The sequence below is a fragment of the Pseudomonas sp. ASL4 genome, from assembly GCF_056680395.1.
Genome location: NZ_CM155280.1, coordinates 268,434 through 282,233, shown reverse-complemented (window position 1 = coordinate 282,233; position 13,800 = coordinate 268,434). Strand labels below are relative to the sequence as shown.

Sequence of the window (13,800 nt, the reverse complement as noted above, 5' to 3'; positions counted from 1 at the left end):
GGTAAAGGTGATCAAAAGGGTCAGGAGCAGGACGAGACCGAAGCCGACACCCAGTTTGCGATTAACGCTTACGTTTCCCAGTTTCTCGGCTAGCCAACGGTACATGCTGCTACTCCCCTCGGACCACAAATTGGTTTTATGAGGGCTGTATCGGCTGATGGGAGAGAATCTGTAGACGGGATGCAGTATTCAGACGGGCAAATGACTTGTGGCGAGGGGGCTTGCCCCCGTTTGGGCGCGAAGCGGCCACCGCTCTTTTCCTGCTGAACCGTATCCGTCTGGTTTACGACTGCTTCGCAGCCGAAGGGGGGCAAGCCCCCATGGCACAATGGACCGTGTTTGTGATCAGAAGAGCCGGGCCAGCAGCGCAGTAACGGCCGTTTCAACCCGCAGAATACGATCGCCCAGTTGCACTGGTCGCAAGCCGGATTTGCCCAACAACTCGATTTCGTAAGGGATCCAGCCGCCTTCGGGGCCGATGGCCAGGGTTACCGGTTCGTCCAGGCCACGAGGGCAGGGCGGGTAGTTGCCGGGGTGGCCGACCAGGCCGAGGGTGCCTTCAGTGATGGCGGGCAGACGGTCTTCGACGAATGGCTTGAAGCGCTTCTCGATGACGATCTCCGGCAACACACTGTCCCGGGCTTGTTCGAGGCCGAGAATCAACTGCTCGCGAATCGCTTCAGGCTCCAGAAACGGGGTTTGCCAGAAGCTCTTCTCGACGCGGTAGCTGTTCACCAGCACGATGCGCGGCACACCCATGGCGGCCACGGTCTGAAACACCCTGCGAAGCATTTTCGGGCGTGGCAGGGCCAACACCAGGGTCAACGGCAGCTTGGTCGGTGGCTGTTGATCGAGAACGACGCGCAATTCGGCTTCATCAGCATCCAGGCGCAGCACTTCGGCCGAACCCATTAAACCGCCGATCCGCCCGACACGCATGCTGTCACCCACCTCACAGCGATGGACTTCCTGCATGTGCGTTAACCGGCGATCACGCAGGATCGCCCGGTCGGCCGCAATAAAGTCGGCCTCTTCGAGGAGCAGCAGGTTCACGGCTGGGTCGCTGGCGGCTGGTCGTTGTGATCGTCAGCCGGTTGATCGTCCGGGTGTTCACCGCGTTTGCTGACCAGGCTGCCGAACAGGATGCCGATTTCAAACAGCAACCACATCGGTACGGCCAACAGCGTCTGCGAGAAAATGTCCGGTGGGGTCAGGATCATGCCGACCACGAAGCAGCCGATGACCACGTACGGGCGGATTTTCTTCAGGTATTTGACGTCGACGACGCCGATCCACACCAGCAGTACCACGGCCACCGGGATCTCGAACGCTACGCCGAAGGCGAAGAACAGCGTCATGACGAAATCGAGGTAGCTGGTGATGTCGGTCATCATTTCCACGCCGGCCGGGGTGGCAGAGGCGAAGAACTTGAAGATCAGCGGGAAGACCAGGTAGTAGGCGAACGCCATGCCGGTATAGAACAGCAGGATGCTGGAGACCAGCAACGGCACGGCGATGCGTTTCTCGTGCTTATAAAGGCCCGGTGCGATAAAGCCCCAGATCTGATGCAGGATCACCGGGATCGCCAGAAACAGCGACACCATCATCGTCAGTTTCAACGGCGTCAGGAACGGCGAAGACACGTCGGTAGCGATCATCGTTGCGCCGACGGGCAGGTACGCCCGCAGGGGAGTCGAGACGAAGGTGTAGATCTGCTGGGTAAACGCGAACAACCCGGCGAAGATGATGAAAATCGCCGCTACACAACGCAGCAGGCGGGTACGCAACTCGGTGAGGTGCGAAACCAGCGGCATGTGCTGGTCGTTTTCAGGAAGTTCGCTCATGGGGCTCGCGGCGGCAATGTTGGGTCGTGAGGAGCCGGCGTTGTCGGCGCGGCGGCAGGAGCAACATGTTCAATTGGTGTCGGTGCGACAACGACAGGCGCAGGCTCGACGGCAGCCACGGTAGGCGCGTGTTCTGCAGGCGGGACAACAACGGCAGGTTCTACAACTACCGGAGCATGAATCGTCTGCTCCGCCACCGGCTCAACCGGTTGCACCGGCGTCGCCTCCTGCTGGGTCGGCGTGAAGATCTTCCGCGCCTCCTGTTCCAGGGACAGAATGTGCTCGTTGTGCAGTTGCCGACGAATCTCGTCGGCACCGATTTCACGTTCAACTTCCTGTTTGATCGCGTTGAAGCTGCGCTTCAGCCGCCCGATCCACAGGCCGGCGGTGCGCGCAGCACCCGGCAAACGCTCGGGGCCCAGTACCAGCAGGGCAACGAGGCCGACGAGCAGCAGTTCAGAGAAGCTGATACCAAACATTAGTCAGTGCTCACACGTCTTTGCGGATCGGCTCTTCGACTTTCTGCGCCTGCACGTCAATGGTGTGCGGCTGGTTCAGTGGCGAGGTCGTCGTTGGTTGAGCAGGTGGCACCGGTTGGGCCGGGGTCACCGTCGGGTCAACTGGCTTCTCTTCATCGTTCATGGCTTTGCGAAAGCCCTTGATCGACTCGCCGACGTCAGTGCCGAGGTTTTTCAGTTTCTTGGTGCCGAACACCAGCACCACGACAACCAGGATGACGATCCAGTGTTTCCAGTCAAAAATGCCCATGTTGCTGCTCCTCTCTAATAATTGTTCAGGCGGACGGGCGCGAGGCTTTCTCGGCGTGTCCGGACAGACCGAAGCGACGGTCCAGTTCATCGAGTACAGCCTGGGGATGCTGCCCCAATTGGGCGAGCATGACCATACTGTGGAACCACAAATCGGCGGTTTCGTAGATCACATCGCTGCAGTCACCGCTGATGGCGGCGTCCTTGGCGGCAATGATGGTTTCGACCGACTCTTCGCCGACTTTTTCCAGAATCTTGTTCAAGCCCTTGTGGTACAGGCTGGCGACATACGAGCTGTCGGCGGCGGCGCCTTTGCGCTCTTCCAGCACCTCGGCCAGACGGGTCAAAGTGTCACTCATGGGTGTGTCCTGCAGAATAGATGGCGTGCGGGTCTTTGAGTACCGGGTCGACGGTTTTCCAGTCGCCGTTCTCGAAGACGCGGTAGAAGCAGCTCTGGCGGCCGGTATGACAGGCGATGTCGCCGATTTGCTCGACCATCAGGATGATCACATCGGCGTCACAGTCCAGGCGCATCTCATGCAGGGTTTGCACGTGGCCGGACTCTTCACCTTTGCGCCACAACTTGCCACGGGAACGTGACCAGTAAATGGCACGGTTCTCGGCAGCGCTCAGTTCCAGCGCTTCGCGGTTCATCCAGGCCATCATCAGGACGCGCCCGGTCTTGTGATCCTGGGCAATCGCTGGCACCAGGCCATCGGCGTCCCACTTGATCTCGTCCAGCCAGTTTTTCATCTTCGACTCCGACAGCGGGCCCGACACTTCATTAGTCGGGCAGGCGTTGAAACAGTGTGCCAGCGTGCGAAGGCTCTGGCTATCGGCGAACGACCAGATACAAGCCGACGGCCACCATGATGCCGGCCGGCCAATGCCCCAGTTCGTTCAGTGGCCCACCCGCAGCGAGTATCGTCCCGCCGGCCAGATGTGCACAACCGAGCAGTCGCAGCAGCCAGTCGTTCTTGCGCCGGTGCCACGGTGGCGGCGGGTCGTAGGCGTGGGGCTGGGACATGCGTTCGAGCAGGTCGCGGGCCATGTTGGCCAGGTGCGGCAACTGTTCGAACTGGCTCTGTACGTTGCCGATCAAGGCTTTGGGGCTGACGCGTTCACGCATCCAGCGTTCGAGGAACGGCTGGGCTGTGTTCCACAGATCGAGGTCCGGGTACAACTGACGGCCCAGGCCTTCGATGTTCAACAGGGTTTTTTGCAGCAAAACGAGTTGCGGCTGCACTTCCATGTTGAAGCGCCGAGCGGTCTGGAACAGGCGCATCAGCACCTGACCGAAGGAAATATCTTTTAACGGTTTTTCGAAAATCGGTTCGCAAACCGTACGGATCGCCGCTTCGAACTCGTTGAGTTTGGTTTCCGCCGGCACCCAGCCCGAATCGATGTGCAACTGCGCCACACGCCGGTAATCACGTTTGAAGAACGCGAACAGGTTGCGCGCCAGGTAATCCTGGTCTTCCGGGGTCAGGCTGCCGACGATGCCGCAGTCGATCGCAATGTACTGCGGGCTCCACGGGTTGACGGTGCTGACGAAGATGTTGCCCGGGTGCATGTCGGCGTGGAAGAAACTGTCGCGGAACACTTGGGTGAAGAAGATCTCCACGCCACGTTCGGCGAGCATCTTCATGTCGGTGCGCTGGTCGGCCAGGGTCGTCAGGTCGGTGACCTGGATCCCGTAGATGCGCTCCATCACCAGCACTTTCGGCCGGCACCAGTCCCAATAGACTTGCGGTACGTACAGCAGCGGCGAGCCTTCGAAGTTGCGCTTCAACTGGCTGGCGTTGGCCGCCTCGCGCAGCAGGTCGAGTTCGTCGTAGATGGTTTTTTCGTAGTCCTGGACCACGTCCACCGGGTGCAACAGGCGCGCGTCGGCCGAGAGTCTTTCGGCGGCGCGGGCGAGGATGAACAGCCACGCCAGGTCTTGCTTGATGATCGGTTTGAGGCCCGGGCGGATGACTTTGACGACCACTTCTTCACCGGTTTTCAGCTGCGCGGCATGCACCTGCGCCACCGAGGCCGAGGCCAGCGGTTCGACGTCGAAACGGCTGAAAACTTCGCTGATTTTTTTGCCGAGCTGCTCTTCGATCAGCTTGATCGACACTTGCGAGTCGAACGGCGGCACCCGGTCCTGCAACTTCATCAGCTCATCGGCGATGTCTTCCGGCAACAGGTCGCGGCGGGTGGACAGGATCTGCCCGAACTTGATGAAAATCGGCCCCAGGTCCTGCAGCGCCAGGCGCAATCGCGCGCCACGGGTCAGGTCCAGCGTCTTGCGCGGGAACCAGCGCCACGGCAAGGCATAACGCAGCGCCAGCAAAAACCAGGGCAGCGGCAGGGCGAACAGCAGGTCATCGAGGCGGTAGCGGATCACGACGCGCTGGATGCGCAACAAACGGCGGACGGCAAGCAGCTTCATGCGTTATCGCTTGGGTCGAGGGATCGGGAAAGGCGCTCGAAACGCGCCTCGAGACGTTCCAGATCGAGTTTGACCTGGTCCAGTTCACTGAAACGGGCTTCGGCTTCGCGCTGCCCGACGAGGGCGCGCGATTCTTCGGCCAGGTATTCGCCCAGGTTCTGGTTCAGGCTGGCGAACCCTTGCTGATAAAAGCGTGCGCGGCTGCGCAGGTGACCGCCGAGCAGTTGCGTGGCGACCGGGCCGAGCCAGCGCGAGAGTTCATACTCCCAGTCCAGCTCAAGGTCTTGCAGGACGGCTGCCAGTTCCAGCAGTACGCCGCTGTCGCCATCAAGCTCGACTTCCGGGCTGTGCAAGATCGACGTCTTGTCCTTGCTCGTCGCCAGTTTCAACAGGCTTGAGGCCGGTGCACGCAAGGTGCAGTCGGCGCCGGTTTCCCACTGGGAGGCGAGCATCAGGCCTTCATCGCTGGGCAGTATGAACAGTTGCAGCGCCGGGCTGCGGCAATCGACGGCAATCACTTTGCCGGTCAAATGCGCCAGCCGCGGCAACGCGGTGCTGTCGAGGCGCAGCACCCGGTTCAGGCCGAGTTCAACGCTGGCGAGCAGGCCGGCCAGCAGCATCAGGGCTTGATGCCGCGGTGCAGGGCGACGATGCCTGCGGTCATGTTGTGGTAGGTCACGCGGTCGAAACCGGCCTCGACCATCATCGACTTCAGTGTTTCCTGATTCGGGTGCATGCGAATCGATTCGGCCAGGTAGCGATAGCTTTCCGAGTCGTTGGTGATCAGCTTGCCCATCAGCGGCATGAAGGCGAACGAGTAGGCGTCGTAGGCTTTGGACATCAGCGCATTGGTCGGCTTGGAGAACTCCAGCACCAGCAGGCGACCGCCAGGCTTGAGCACGCGCAGCATCGAGCGCAGGGCGTCTTCTTTATGAGTGACGTTGCGCAGGCCGAAGGCGATGGTCACGCAGTCGAAATGGTTGTCGGGGAACGGCAGCTTTTCAGCGTCGGCCTGGACGAATTCGACGTTGCCAGCCACACCGAGGTCCAGCAGGCGGTCACGACCGACCTTGAGCATGGATTCGTTGATGTCGGCCAACACCACCTGGCCGGTCGGGCCAACGAGGTGCGAGAACTTCTTGGTCAGGTCGCCAGTGCCTCCGGCGATGTCCAGCACACGATTACCGGTGCGAACGCCCGACAGTTCGATCGCAAAACGCTTCCACAGACGGTGCATGCCGCCCGACAGGAGGTCGTTCATCAGGTCGTACTTGGCGGCTACCGAGTGGAAAACCTCAGCGACTTTTTCCGCTTTTTGGCTTTCCGGAACGTTTTTGAAACCGAAGTGAGTGGTGGGTTCGGCATCGCTGCCTTTGCGCTGATCAGTCATATCGCTGTCACCAGAAGAGAATGCGGGACATTCTAATCCCGGTGGCCTGCTTTGTCTTGGCAAGGCTGAAGGTAAGATAGGCAACCACCGGGACGTTTTGCCGCACAGACGGTCAAGATGCTTCAGGAAAGTATCCATAAAGCAGGAGTCATTCGATGGCCCGAATTAGTGTTGAACGTGCCCACGGCCTGGGCAAGGAAGCTGCGCGCGAGAAGGCCGATCTGTTGGCGCAGAAACTGTCCGATCAATATGGCCTGGAGCCGCAGTGGTCCGGCGATACCCTGAACCTCAAGCGTTCGGGTGTGAAAGGCGCGGTGTATGTCGGTGAAAATTCAATCAAGATCGATGTCGAGCTGGGCCTGTTGATGTCGGCCATGAGCGGCACCATCAAATCGGAAATTGAAAAGGCCCTCGATAAAGCGTTGGCTTAACCGGCAATCGATTTGCGAATGCATTCCCTGTGGGAGCGAGCTTGCTCGCGATGGCGGTATGTCAGACAACATGTATGTCGACTGGCACGACCTCATCGCGGGCAAGCTCGCTCCCACATTTGTTTGTGGTGTCTCCAAGGTTTTATGTCAGTTGTTAGGGTGCCGTTTCTAATTTTTCTCCCTACTTTGTGCATGAGCCCGACACTTTCGCGGGCAGTTCCTCAAACCTTCTGCGCGTGAGGTGCACCATGGCCAAAGTTATTTTGAAGAAAAAAATCGACGCATCGACTAACGCTCTGCAAGACGTCAGATCGTATGCCCGCAAGATCTGGCTGGCAGGCCTGGGTGCCTACACCAAGGTTGGCCACGAGGGTAGCGAGTACTTTCAAGAGTTGATCAAGGCTGGTCAAACTGTTGAAAAGAAAGGCAAAAAGGTCGTTGCTGAAAAACTCGAAGCGGCCAATGCCGAGATCGATGAAGCCAAGAGTGAAGTGAGCACTTTCAAAGGCAAGGTCGAGGTTCAACTCGACAAGGTCGAGAAGGCTTTTGACTCGCGTGTCGCAAGTGCCTTGAATCGTATCGGCATTCCGTCTAAACATGACGTTGAGACACTCTCTGCTAAGCTCGATGAGCTGACGGCATTGCTCGAACGTGTCGCGCGTAAATCTTAAGGAGAACGGGATGGCTGGTAAAAAGAATACTGAAAAAGAAGGCAGCTCGTGGATCGGGAAAGTCGAAGACTACTCCCGCAAAATCTGGCTGGCTGGTTTAGGCGTGTATTCGAAGATCGACACTGACGGCAGCAAACTCTTCGATACATTGGTTAAAGACGGCGAGAAAGCCGAGAAGCTCACCAAAAGCGCTGTCGGCAAAAAAGTCGACGCCGCCAAGGACACTGCTTCGTCGGCCAAGTCGCGCATCAGCGGCGTGAAAGATCGCGCACTGGGCAAGTGGGATGAGCTGGAAGGGGCTTTCGACAAGCGTCTGAACAGCGCCATTTCGCGCCTTGGTGTTCCGAGCCGCAACGAAGTCAAGGCGCTGCACAGCAAGGTCGATACCCTGACCAAGCAAATCGAACGGCTCACAGGTGCCAAGGTTGCGCCTGTTGCGGCGAAAACCGCAGCGGCCAAACCAGCTGCCAAAAGCGCTGCCAAGCCACTGGTTAAAGCTGCCGCTAAACCGGCTGCCAAACCAGCGGCGAAGCCTGCTGCCAAAACTGCCGCAGCGAAACCTGCAGCAGCCAAGCCAGCGGCCAAACCGGTCGCCGCCAAAGCCGCCGCTAAACCAGCAGCGAAGCCTGCCGCGGCTAAGCCCGCAGCAAAAACCGCAGCAGCGAAACCTGCAGCCAAGCCAGCGGCAAAACCTGCCGCAGCGAAGAAGCCCGCAGTGAAAAAACCGGCAGCTCCAAAAGCCGCCGCCGCACCAAAACCAGCAGTGGCTGCCGCCAAACCGGCAGTCCCGGCCAGCACAACGAACTCCGTTGCCGCACCGACCCCGGCTGCTACCCCGACTGCCGCGCCAGCTCCAGCGACGCCAACCAGTCAGTCCTGATTTTCAGGGCTCAAGAAAACGCCCGGCCTGCAAAGGTCGGGCGTTTTTTTATGCACAGTTCTATCAACACCGCAGATCCCCTGTGGGAGCGGTCTTGCTCGCGAAAGCGTCGTGTCAGCCACCTTCAATGTTGAATGACTCACCGCATTCGCGAGCAAGCCCGCTCCCACAGGGGGTTAGTCGTGTTCTTCCAGGTATTGGAGTGCTAGCTGTTCTGTCGCAGCCTTGATCGGCGGAAGCAGATGCGGCGCCACCAGCATCATGATCTGGTACACCACCAACCTCACCTCGCCCTCGCGATCCAGAATCCGCTGATAGTCCAGCGAAAACAGCAACGTCATGGTGATCTGCTCCACCAGTTGCCCCAACGCCTGGGTGTCGCTGACCAACTGCCCCTGAGCCTTCAACCGCGCCAGCAATGACGCCAGTGTGCGCTTCAACGCATTGAGCAAATTGCGGATGCCCTTGGCCAGTTTCGGCAGGCGCCCAGCCAGGTTCGACAGGTCCTGGAACAGAAACCGGTAATGCGCCAGACGCTCAACGATCAGGTGCAGGAACAGCCAATAATCTTCGGGGCCCAGTTCCACATCGGACGGTGGATCGAGCAGCGGTGCCAGCTCATTCTGGAAGCGTTCGAACAACCCGAGAATCAGCGGTTCCTTGCCGTGGAAGTGGTAGTAGAGGTTGCCGGGGCTGATCCCCATTTCGTTGGCAACTTCCATGGTGGAAACGTTCGGTTCGCCCTTTTGGTTGAACAACTGCAAAGCACATTCGAGGATCCGGTCGCGGGTTTTCATCCAGTCTTCTTAATGGTCGAGTCATGCCACGGCCTGCGTCGGCCGTGGTTCGTTGAGCGTCAGCGCACGCGGACGTAAGTGCCGGGTGCGGCTTCCATCGGTGGATAGTTCTGGTTGCCGAGGGCCATGTGGGTTTCTTTTTGCGCGCCGGAGCGTTCCTGAATCCAGCTCAACCATTGGGTCCACCAACTGCCGTTGACTTGCTTGGCGTCGTAATACCAGGCACGCGGGTCGCTGCTCAGTTTCGGGCTTTCGACAAAGTTGGCTTTCGGGTTGGAAGGCGGGTTGAGGATGCTCTGTACATGGCCGCTGTTGGACAGCACGAAGCGTCGCTCGCCACCCAGCAGCAGGGTCGAGCGATACACCGCATCCCACGGGGTGATGTGATCGTTCATGCCGGCCACGCTGAAACTGTCGACCGTGACTTTCTGCAAGTCGATTGGCGTGCCACACACCTCAAGACCGCCCGGATGGCTCAGTGGGTTGTGCTTGAAGAAGTCCAGCAGGTCGCCATGGAACGCCGCGGGCAAGCGCGTGTTGTCGTTGTTCCAGTAGAGAATGTCGAACGCCGGCGGCTCCTTGCCCAGCAGGTAGTTGTTGACGAAGTAGCTCCAGATCAAGTCGTTGGGGCGCATCCAGGCGAAGACCTTGGCCATGTCGCGACCGTCCAGCACGCCCTTCTGATAGGAGCGACGCTTGGCCGCTTCCAGGGTCTGTTCGTCGGCGAACAGGGTGGCGGGGCTGTCCATCTGGCTGTCGAGCAAGCTCACCAGATAGGTTGCGCTGGAGACTCGGCGCAGTTGTCGCTTGGCCTGAAGATGACCTTGCAACGCGGCAATCGTCAGCCCGCCGGCGCAGGCGCCCATCAGGTTGACCTCGCGGGCGCCAGTGATCGCCCGGCAGACGTTCATTGCTTCTTCCACTGCCTCAACGTAGGTCGACAGCCCCCACTCGCGGTGACGCACATCCGGGTTGCGCCAACTGATCATGAAGGTTTGCAGGCCGTTCTTCAGGGCGAACTGGACGAAGCTGTTGTGCGGGCTCAGGTCGAAAATGTAGTACTTGTTGATCTGCGGCGGCACCACCAGCAGCGGTTTTGAATACTGTTTTTCGCTCATCGGCTTGTACTGGATCAGCTCCAGCAACTCGTTGCGAAACACCACGGAACCGGTGGTGGTGGCGACGGTTTTACCGACCTCGAAGGCTTGCTTGGTGACTTGCCGGGGCAAGCCATCGTTGTGCAGGAAGTCGTCGATCAGGTGACTGACTCCGCGCACCAGGCTGTTGCCGCCGGAGTTGAAAATCTCCTTGATCGCCAGCGGATTGAGCAGGGTATTGGAGGGCGCTACGGCATCGTTGAGCAGGGCAAAAGCAAAGTGGGCGCGGGCGCGATCGTCCGGGCTCATGTTGCTCTCGTCGATCCAGGTTTTGACCTGTTTCTGCCAGCTCAGGTAGGCCTGCAAACTACGCCGGTAAAACGGGTTGAGGCTCCACGCCGGGTCGGCAAAGCGACTGTCCTGCGGGTTGGTCGGATGCAGGGTTTCCCCCAGCAGCACACGGCCCAACTGACCGCCCAGTTTCAAGGCATGCCGGGCGCTGTGCACCGGGTTGCGCAAACCGTGGGCAGCCACACTGCGCAGGGTCGACAGCAGATCCCGGCCGCGCAGACCGGTAATCGCACTTTGTGCGTTGATGAAGGCGGCGGGAGAGGGCAACGAGCCCGTCGCTGGTTTTTCGCGCATGAGTCAACACTCCTTCGTCTTCAGGCCAAAAACAAACACATCGAACCAGATCACCATAGACGCTGTTACGGGTTGTTGCGCGGAACGGCGTCCTGCCATCCCTTTCCCATCAACAAAAAGTCGGGGCGGATTAGCCGCCCAATGGCGTCGGGTGCGGATGCATCACCGCACGCTGACGTTCTTCCTCGAGGAATTTCATGATGATCGGCGCCACGGCTTCGGCCCGGGTAATCAGGAACAGATGCCCATCATCGATGATGTGCAACTGGGCGTTGGGGATCCGCCAGGCGAGCATGCGCATGTTGATCAGCGGGATCAGCGGATCGTCGTCGCCGGCCAGCACCAGCGTCGGCTGGTGGATCTTGTGCAGCCAGTGAATGCTGGTCCAGCCGAGGCCGGCAAACAGTTGCCAGTAGTAACCGAGCTTGCCCGCCGAACGCACTTTCGCCGCGTGACTGGCGGCCAGCGTCGGGTCGCGGCGGAACGAGCCGCCGTAGATCATCGGCGCAATGCGAATCACGTGGGACGGCTGGATGTAGCGCCGGGGGCTGGCCATCATCCACAGGACTTTCGGCTTGCCGGGCACCATCACCGTACCGGCCGCCGTGGCGGCCAGCACTAGTTTTTTGCAGCGCTCGGGATAGTCGTAGGCGAACTGCTGCGCCAAGGCGCCGCCCCAGGACACGCCGATCACGTTGACCTGTCCGTAGTCGAGATAGTCGAGCATCCGTGCCGTGAGCTTCGCCAGCCCCGGAAAGCGATACGGCCGGTTCGGCGTCGACGAGCCGCCGACACCGGGAACGTCGAAAGCGATGACTTCCAGGTCCGGGTCCAGCGCCGCGACGAACGGAAACACCAGCTCAAGGTTGGCGCCGATGCCGTTGAAAATCAGCAAGGGCGTCAAGTGAGGCTTGCCGGGGCGTACCGCGGTGCGGAGGGTCTGGCCATCCAGGTCGACGGTACGAAAAATGAACGGTTGCGGCATGCTTCTGGCCCTGTGGGTCACTTTCTAAAATTCATCCTCGATCCCCTGTAGGAGCTGCCGAAGGCTGCGATCTTTTGATTTTGGTTTAAGAGAATCAAGATCAAAAGATCGCAGCCTTCGGCAGCTCCTACAGTGGCGCGAGGTGTGTCAGTTACCGCTCATGTACGTAAGTGCCCGGCGCAGCTTCGCCGGCGGTGTAGGTTTTGTTGCCCAGTGTGGTCGGGGATTTCTTCAATTTGCCCGAGCGCTGAGCCTGCCACGCCTGCCAGTGCAGCCACCAGGAATCGGTGTGCTTGGTGGAGTTCTCTTGCCAGTCCTCGGCTTTCACCGGCATATCGATGCTGGTCATGTAGCGCGATTTCGGGTTGCCCGGCGGGTTCAGGATGCTCTGGATGTGGCCGCTGCTGGACAGCACGAATTCAACATTGCCGCCGAACAGTTGCGCCGACTTGTAGCAAGACTTCCACGGCGTGATGTGGTCGTTGGTGCCGGCCAGGGAAAAGATGTCGGCCGTGACTTGCTTGAGGTCGATCGGCGTGCCGCACACTTCCAGTGCGTTGGGGCGGATCAGTGGATTACTTTTGAACATCTCGATCAGGTCACCGTGGAACGCGGCCGGCAACCGTGTGGTGTCGTTGTTCCAGAACAGGATGTCGAATACCGGCGGCTCGTTGCCCAACAGGTAGTTGTTGACCCAGTAATTCCAGATCAGGTCGTTGGGGCGCATCCAGGCGAAGACTTTCGCCATGTCGCGGCCTTCCAGCACACCGGCCTGGTAGGAATGGCGCTTGGCGGCTTCGAGGGTCTGTTCGTCGACGAACAGGGCCACGTCGCTGTCCAGGGTGGTATCCAGCACGCTCACCAGCAAGGTCAGGGCGTTGACCTTCTTCTCGCCGATCGCCGCGTAGTGGCCCAGCAGGGCGGTGCAGGTGATGCCGCCGGAGCAGGCGCCGAGCATGTTCACGTCTTTGCTGCCGGTGATCGCGGTGACCACATCGACCGCTTCCTTGAGCGCTTCGATATAAGTCGAAAGGCCCCACTCGCGCTGTTCCTTGGTCGGGTTGCGCCAGCTGACAATGAACGTCTGCACGTTGTTGCGCAGGCAGAAGCGCGCCAGGCTCTTGTCCGGGCTCAGGTCGAATACGTAGAACTTGTTGATCTGCGGCGGCACCACCAGCAGTGGGCGCTCGTACACCTGCTCGGTGCTCGGCCGGTACTGGATCAGCTCCAGCACGTCGTTGCGAAACACCACCGCGCCTTCGGTCACGCCAAGCGACTTGCCGACTTCGAACGCACCCATGTTGACCTGGCTCGGCATGCCGCCGTTATGGACGATGTCCTTGGCCAGGTGGGAGAGGCCGTCGAGCAGGCTCTTGCCGCCGGTTTCGAAGAAGCGTTTGACCGCCGCAGGGTTGGCCGCACTGTTGGTCGGGGCCATGGCTTCGGTCATGAGGTTGATCACGAAATGACCGCGAGCGACGTCTTTGGGCGACAGGCTGCTGTCGTCGATCCAGGCATGGAGTTCCTTGCGCCACGCCAGGTAAGTTTGCAAATAACGTTTATAGAGCGGGTTCTGGCTCCAGGCCGGATCGGCAAAGCGACGGTCTTCGCCTGGCGGTTGCAGCTCGGATTTACCGAACAACACATTCTTGAGTTCGAGACTGAAATGAGCGACATGCTTGACACTGTGAATCGGTTGTTTGATGGCCTGCCTGAGCACCATTCGAGCAGAAGCCAGTAGATCCTTTCCACGCAGCCCAACAACTGGATTAAGCCCCAGGGTGTTTTCCGAGGCTTGATACTTCAGGTCATCGTTGTTCTTGTTACTCATCTACGACGCTCCATTGTCCTGAGAC

Annotated in this window: 16 protein-coding genes; 3 read left to right on the top strand and 13 right to left on the bottom strand. The window is 59.7% G+C overall.

Going from position 1 to position 13,800, the window contains the following annotated elements; genetic code table 11:
* Positions 1 to 345: 345 nt before the first annotated feature.
* The 9 genes from AC1MEW_RS01195 to ubiE all read right to left on the bottom strand — a co-directional run bounded on the left by AC1MEW_RS01195 (position 346) and on the right by ubiE (position 6,438).
* Positions 346 to 1,053, bottom strand: coding sequence for a 16S rRNA (uracil(1498)-N(3))-methyltransferase (locus tag AC1MEW_RS01195; RefSeq protein ID WP_201199902.1), 708 nt, complete (start codon positions 1,051 to 1,053; stop codon positions 346 to 348).
* Positions 1,050 to 1,844 carry a twin-arginine translocase subunit TatC gene (gene tatC, locus AC1MEW_RS01190; RefSeq protein ID WP_207200292.1) on the bottom strand — a complete coding sequence of 265 codons (795 nt, stop codon included), beginning with the start codon at positions 1,842 to 1,844 and terminating at the stop codon, positions 1,050 to 1,052. Before tatC ends, AC1MEW_RS01195 begins: the two co-directional genes overlap by 4 nt.
* The gene (gene tatB, locus AC1MEW_RS01185; RefSeq protein ID WP_480425205.1) at positions 1,841 to 2,323 is read right to left on the bottom strand and encodes a Sec-independent protein translocase protein TatB; all 483 of its coding nucleotides are present in this window, start codon (positions 2,321 to 2,323) and stop codon (positions 1,841 to 1,843) included. Before tatB ends, tatC begins: the two co-directional genes overlap by 4 nt.
* A 10-nt stretch (positions 2,324 to 2,333) precedes the next feature.
* On the bottom strand, positions 2,334 to 2,612 hold the full coding sequence (locus AC1MEW_RS01180) for a twin-arginine translocase TatA/TatE family subunit (RefSeq protein ID WP_123402561.1): 279 nt from the start codon (positions 2,610 to 2,612) through the stop codon (positions 2,334 to 2,336).
* Positions 2,613 to 2,637: 25 nt separating this feature from the next.
* Complete coding sequence (locus tag AC1MEW_RS01175; protein WP_008047820.1) at positions 2,638 to 2,970, bottom strand: phosphoribosyl-ATP diphosphatase; 333 nt, start codon at positions 2,968 to 2,970, stop codon at positions 2,638 to 2,640.
* On the bottom strand, positions 2,963 to 3,364 hold the full coding sequence (gene hisI / locus AC1MEW_RS01170) for a phosphoribosyl-AMP cyclohydrolase (protein ID WP_054054645.1): 402 nt from the start codon (positions 3,362 to 3,364) through the stop codon (positions 2,963 to 2,965). Before hisI ends, AC1MEW_RS01175 begins: the two co-directional genes overlap by 8 nt.
* Before the next feature lie 79 nt (positions 3,365 to 3,443).
* Positions 3,444 to 5,048 (bottom strand): ubiquinone biosynthesis regulatory protein kinase UbiB, encoded by a 1,605-nt coding sequence (ubiB, locus tag AC1MEW_RS01165; protein WP_480425203.1) that lies wholly within the window; start codon positions 5,046 to 5,048, stop codon positions 3,444 to 3,446.
* Positions 5,045 to 5,668 (bottom strand): ubiquinone biosynthesis accessory factor UbiJ, encoded by a 624-nt coding sequence (locus tag AC1MEW_RS01160; protein ID WP_480425201.1) that lies wholly within the window; start codon positions 5,666 to 5,668, stop codon positions 5,045 to 5,047. The genes ubiB and AC1MEW_RS01160 overlap by 4 nt, the downstream gene beginning before the upstream one ends.
* The gene (gene ubiE / locus AC1MEW_RS01155) at positions 5,668 to 6,438 is read right to left on the bottom strand and encodes a bifunctional demethylmenaquinone methyltransferase/2-methoxy-6-polyprenyl-1,4-benzoquinol methylase UbiE (protein WP_007948968.1); all 771 of its coding nucleotides are present in this window, start codon (positions 6,436 to 6,438) and stop codon (positions 5,668 to 5,670) included. Before ubiE ends, AC1MEW_RS01160 begins: the two co-directional genes overlap by 1 nt.
* Positions 6,439 to 6,593: 155 nt before the next feature.
* Here ubiE and AC1MEW_RS01150 point away from each other — a divergent pair, with 155 nt between their 5' ends.
* The 3 genes from AC1MEW_RS01150 to AC1MEW_RS01140 all read left to right on the top strand — a co-directional run bounded on the left by AC1MEW_RS01150 (position 6,594) and on the right by AC1MEW_RS01140 (position 8,420).
* Positions 6,594 to 6,869 (top strand): polyhydroxyalkanoic acid system family protein, encoded by a 276-nt coding sequence (locus tag AC1MEW_RS01150; RefSeq protein ID WP_201199914.1) that lies wholly within the window; start codon positions 6,594 to 6,596, stop codon positions 6,867 to 6,869.
* A gap of 248 nt (positions 6,870 to 7,117) precedes the next feature.
* Positions 7,118 to 7,540, top strand: a complete 423-nt coding sequence (locus AC1MEW_RS01145) for a phasin family protein (RefSeq protein WP_201199917.1) — start codon at positions 7,118 to 7,120, stop codon at positions 7,538 to 7,540.
* Between the two features lie 10 nt (positions 7,541 to 7,550).
* Positions 7,551 to 8,420 carry a phasin family protein gene (locus AC1MEW_RS01140; RefSeq protein ID WP_322270296.1) on the top strand — a complete coding sequence of 290 codons (870 nt, stop codon included), beginning with the start codon at positions 7,551 to 7,553 and terminating at the stop codon, positions 8,418 to 8,420.
* A gap of 176 nt (positions 8,421 to 8,596) precedes the next feature.
* On the opposite strand, the gene AC1MEW_RS01135 is transcribed toward AC1MEW_RS01140, so the two are convergent.
* The 4 genes from AC1MEW_RS01135 to phaC (AC1MEW_RS01120) all read right to left on the bottom strand — a co-directional run bounded on the left by AC1MEW_RS01135 (position 8,597) and on the right by phaC (AC1MEW_RS01120) (position 13,775).
* Positions 8,597 to 9,217 carry a TetR/AcrR family transcriptional regulator gene (locus AC1MEW_RS01135; protein ID WP_123511112.1) on the bottom strand — a complete coding sequence of 207 codons (621 nt, stop codon included), beginning with the start codon at positions 9,215 to 9,217 and terminating at the stop codon, positions 8,597 to 8,599.
* Positions 9,218 to 9,276: 59 nt separating this feature from the next.
* Entirely contained in the window at positions 9,277 to 10,959 is a 1,683-nt protein-coding gene (phaC, locus tag AC1MEW_RS01130) for a class II poly(R)-hydroxyalkanoic acid synthase (protein ID WP_201199922.1), read from the bottom strand.
* Between the two features lie 130 nt (positions 10,960 to 11,089).
* Positions 11,090 to 11,944: a poly(3-hydroxyalkanoate) depolymerase gene (gene phaZ / locus AC1MEW_RS01125; protein ID WP_201199924.1), complete on the bottom strand. Its 855-nt coding sequence runs from the start codon at positions 11,942 to 11,944 to the stop codon at positions 11,090 to 11,092.
* A 151-nt stretch (positions 11,945 to 12,095) separates the two neighbouring features.
* On the bottom strand, positions 12,096 to 13,775 hold the full coding sequence (gene phaC / locus AC1MEW_RS01120; RefSeq protein ID WP_201199926.1) for a class II poly(R)-hydroxyalkanoic acid synthase: 1,680 nt from the start codon (positions 13,773 to 13,775) through the stop codon (positions 12,096 to 12,098).
* Positions 13,776 to 13,800 lie beyond the last annotated feature (25 nt).

Bases quoted from the DNA above. Each gene is read 5' to 3' on its own strand.
- tatC (WP_207200292.1), bottom strand. From the start codon at position 1,844: ATGAGCGAACTTCCTGAAAACGACCAGCACATGCCGCTGGTTTCGCAC.
- tatB (WP_480425205.1), bottom strand. From the start codon at position 2,323: ATGTTTGGTATCAGCTTCTCTGAACTGCTGCTCGTCGGCCTCGTTGCC.
- AC1MEW_RS01180 (WP_123402561.1), bottom strand. From the start codon at position 2,612: ATGGGCATTTTTGACTGGAAACACTGGATCGTCATCCTGGTTGTCGTG.
- AC1MEW_RS01175 (WP_008047820.1), bottom strand. From the start codon at position 2,970: ATGAGTGACACTTTGACCCGTCTGGCCGAGGTGCTGGAAGAGCGCAAA.
- hisI (WP_054054645.1), bottom strand. From the start codon at position 3,364: ATGAAAAACTGGCTGGACGAGATCAAGTGGGACGCCGATGGCCTGGTG.
- ubiB (WP_480425203.1), bottom strand. From the start codon at position 5,048: ATGAAGCTGCTTGCCGTCCGCCGTTTGTTGCGCATCCAGCGCGTCGTG.
- AC1MEW_RS01160 (WP_480425201.1), bottom strand. From the start codon at position 5,668: ATGCTGCTGGCCGGCCTGCTCGCCAGCGTTGAACTCGGCCTGAACCGG.
- ubiE (WP_007948968.1), bottom strand. From the start codon at position 6,438: ATGACTGATCAGCGCAAAGGCAGCGATGCCGAACCCACCACTCACTTC.
- AC1MEW_RS01150 (WP_201199914.1), top strand. From the start codon at position 6,594: ATGGCCCGAATTAGTGTTGAACGTGCCCACGGCCTGGGCAAGGAAGCT.
- AC1MEW_RS01145 (WP_201199917.1), top strand. From the start codon at position 7,118: ATGGCCAAAGTTATTTTGAAGAAAAAAATCGACGCATCGACTAACGCT.
- AC1MEW_RS01140 (WP_322270296.1), top strand. From the start codon at position 7,551: ATGGCTGGTAAAAAGAATACTGAAAAAGAAGGCAGCTCGTGGATCGGG.
- AC1MEW_RS01135 (WP_123511112.1), bottom strand. From the start codon at position 9,217: ATGAAAACCCGCGACCGGATCCTCGAATGTGCTTTGCAGTTGTTCAAC.
- phaC (WP_201199922.1), bottom strand. From the start codon at position 10,959: ATGCGCGAAAAACCAGCGACGGGCTCGTTGCCCTCTCCCGCCGCCTTC.
- phaZ (WP_201199924.1), bottom strand. From the start codon at position 11,944: ATGCCGCAACCGTTCATTTTTCGTACCGTCGACCTGGATGGCCAGACC.
- phaC (WP_201199926.1), bottom strand. From the start codon at position 13,775: ATGAGTAACAAGAACAACGATGACCTGAAGTATCAAGCCTCGGAAAAC.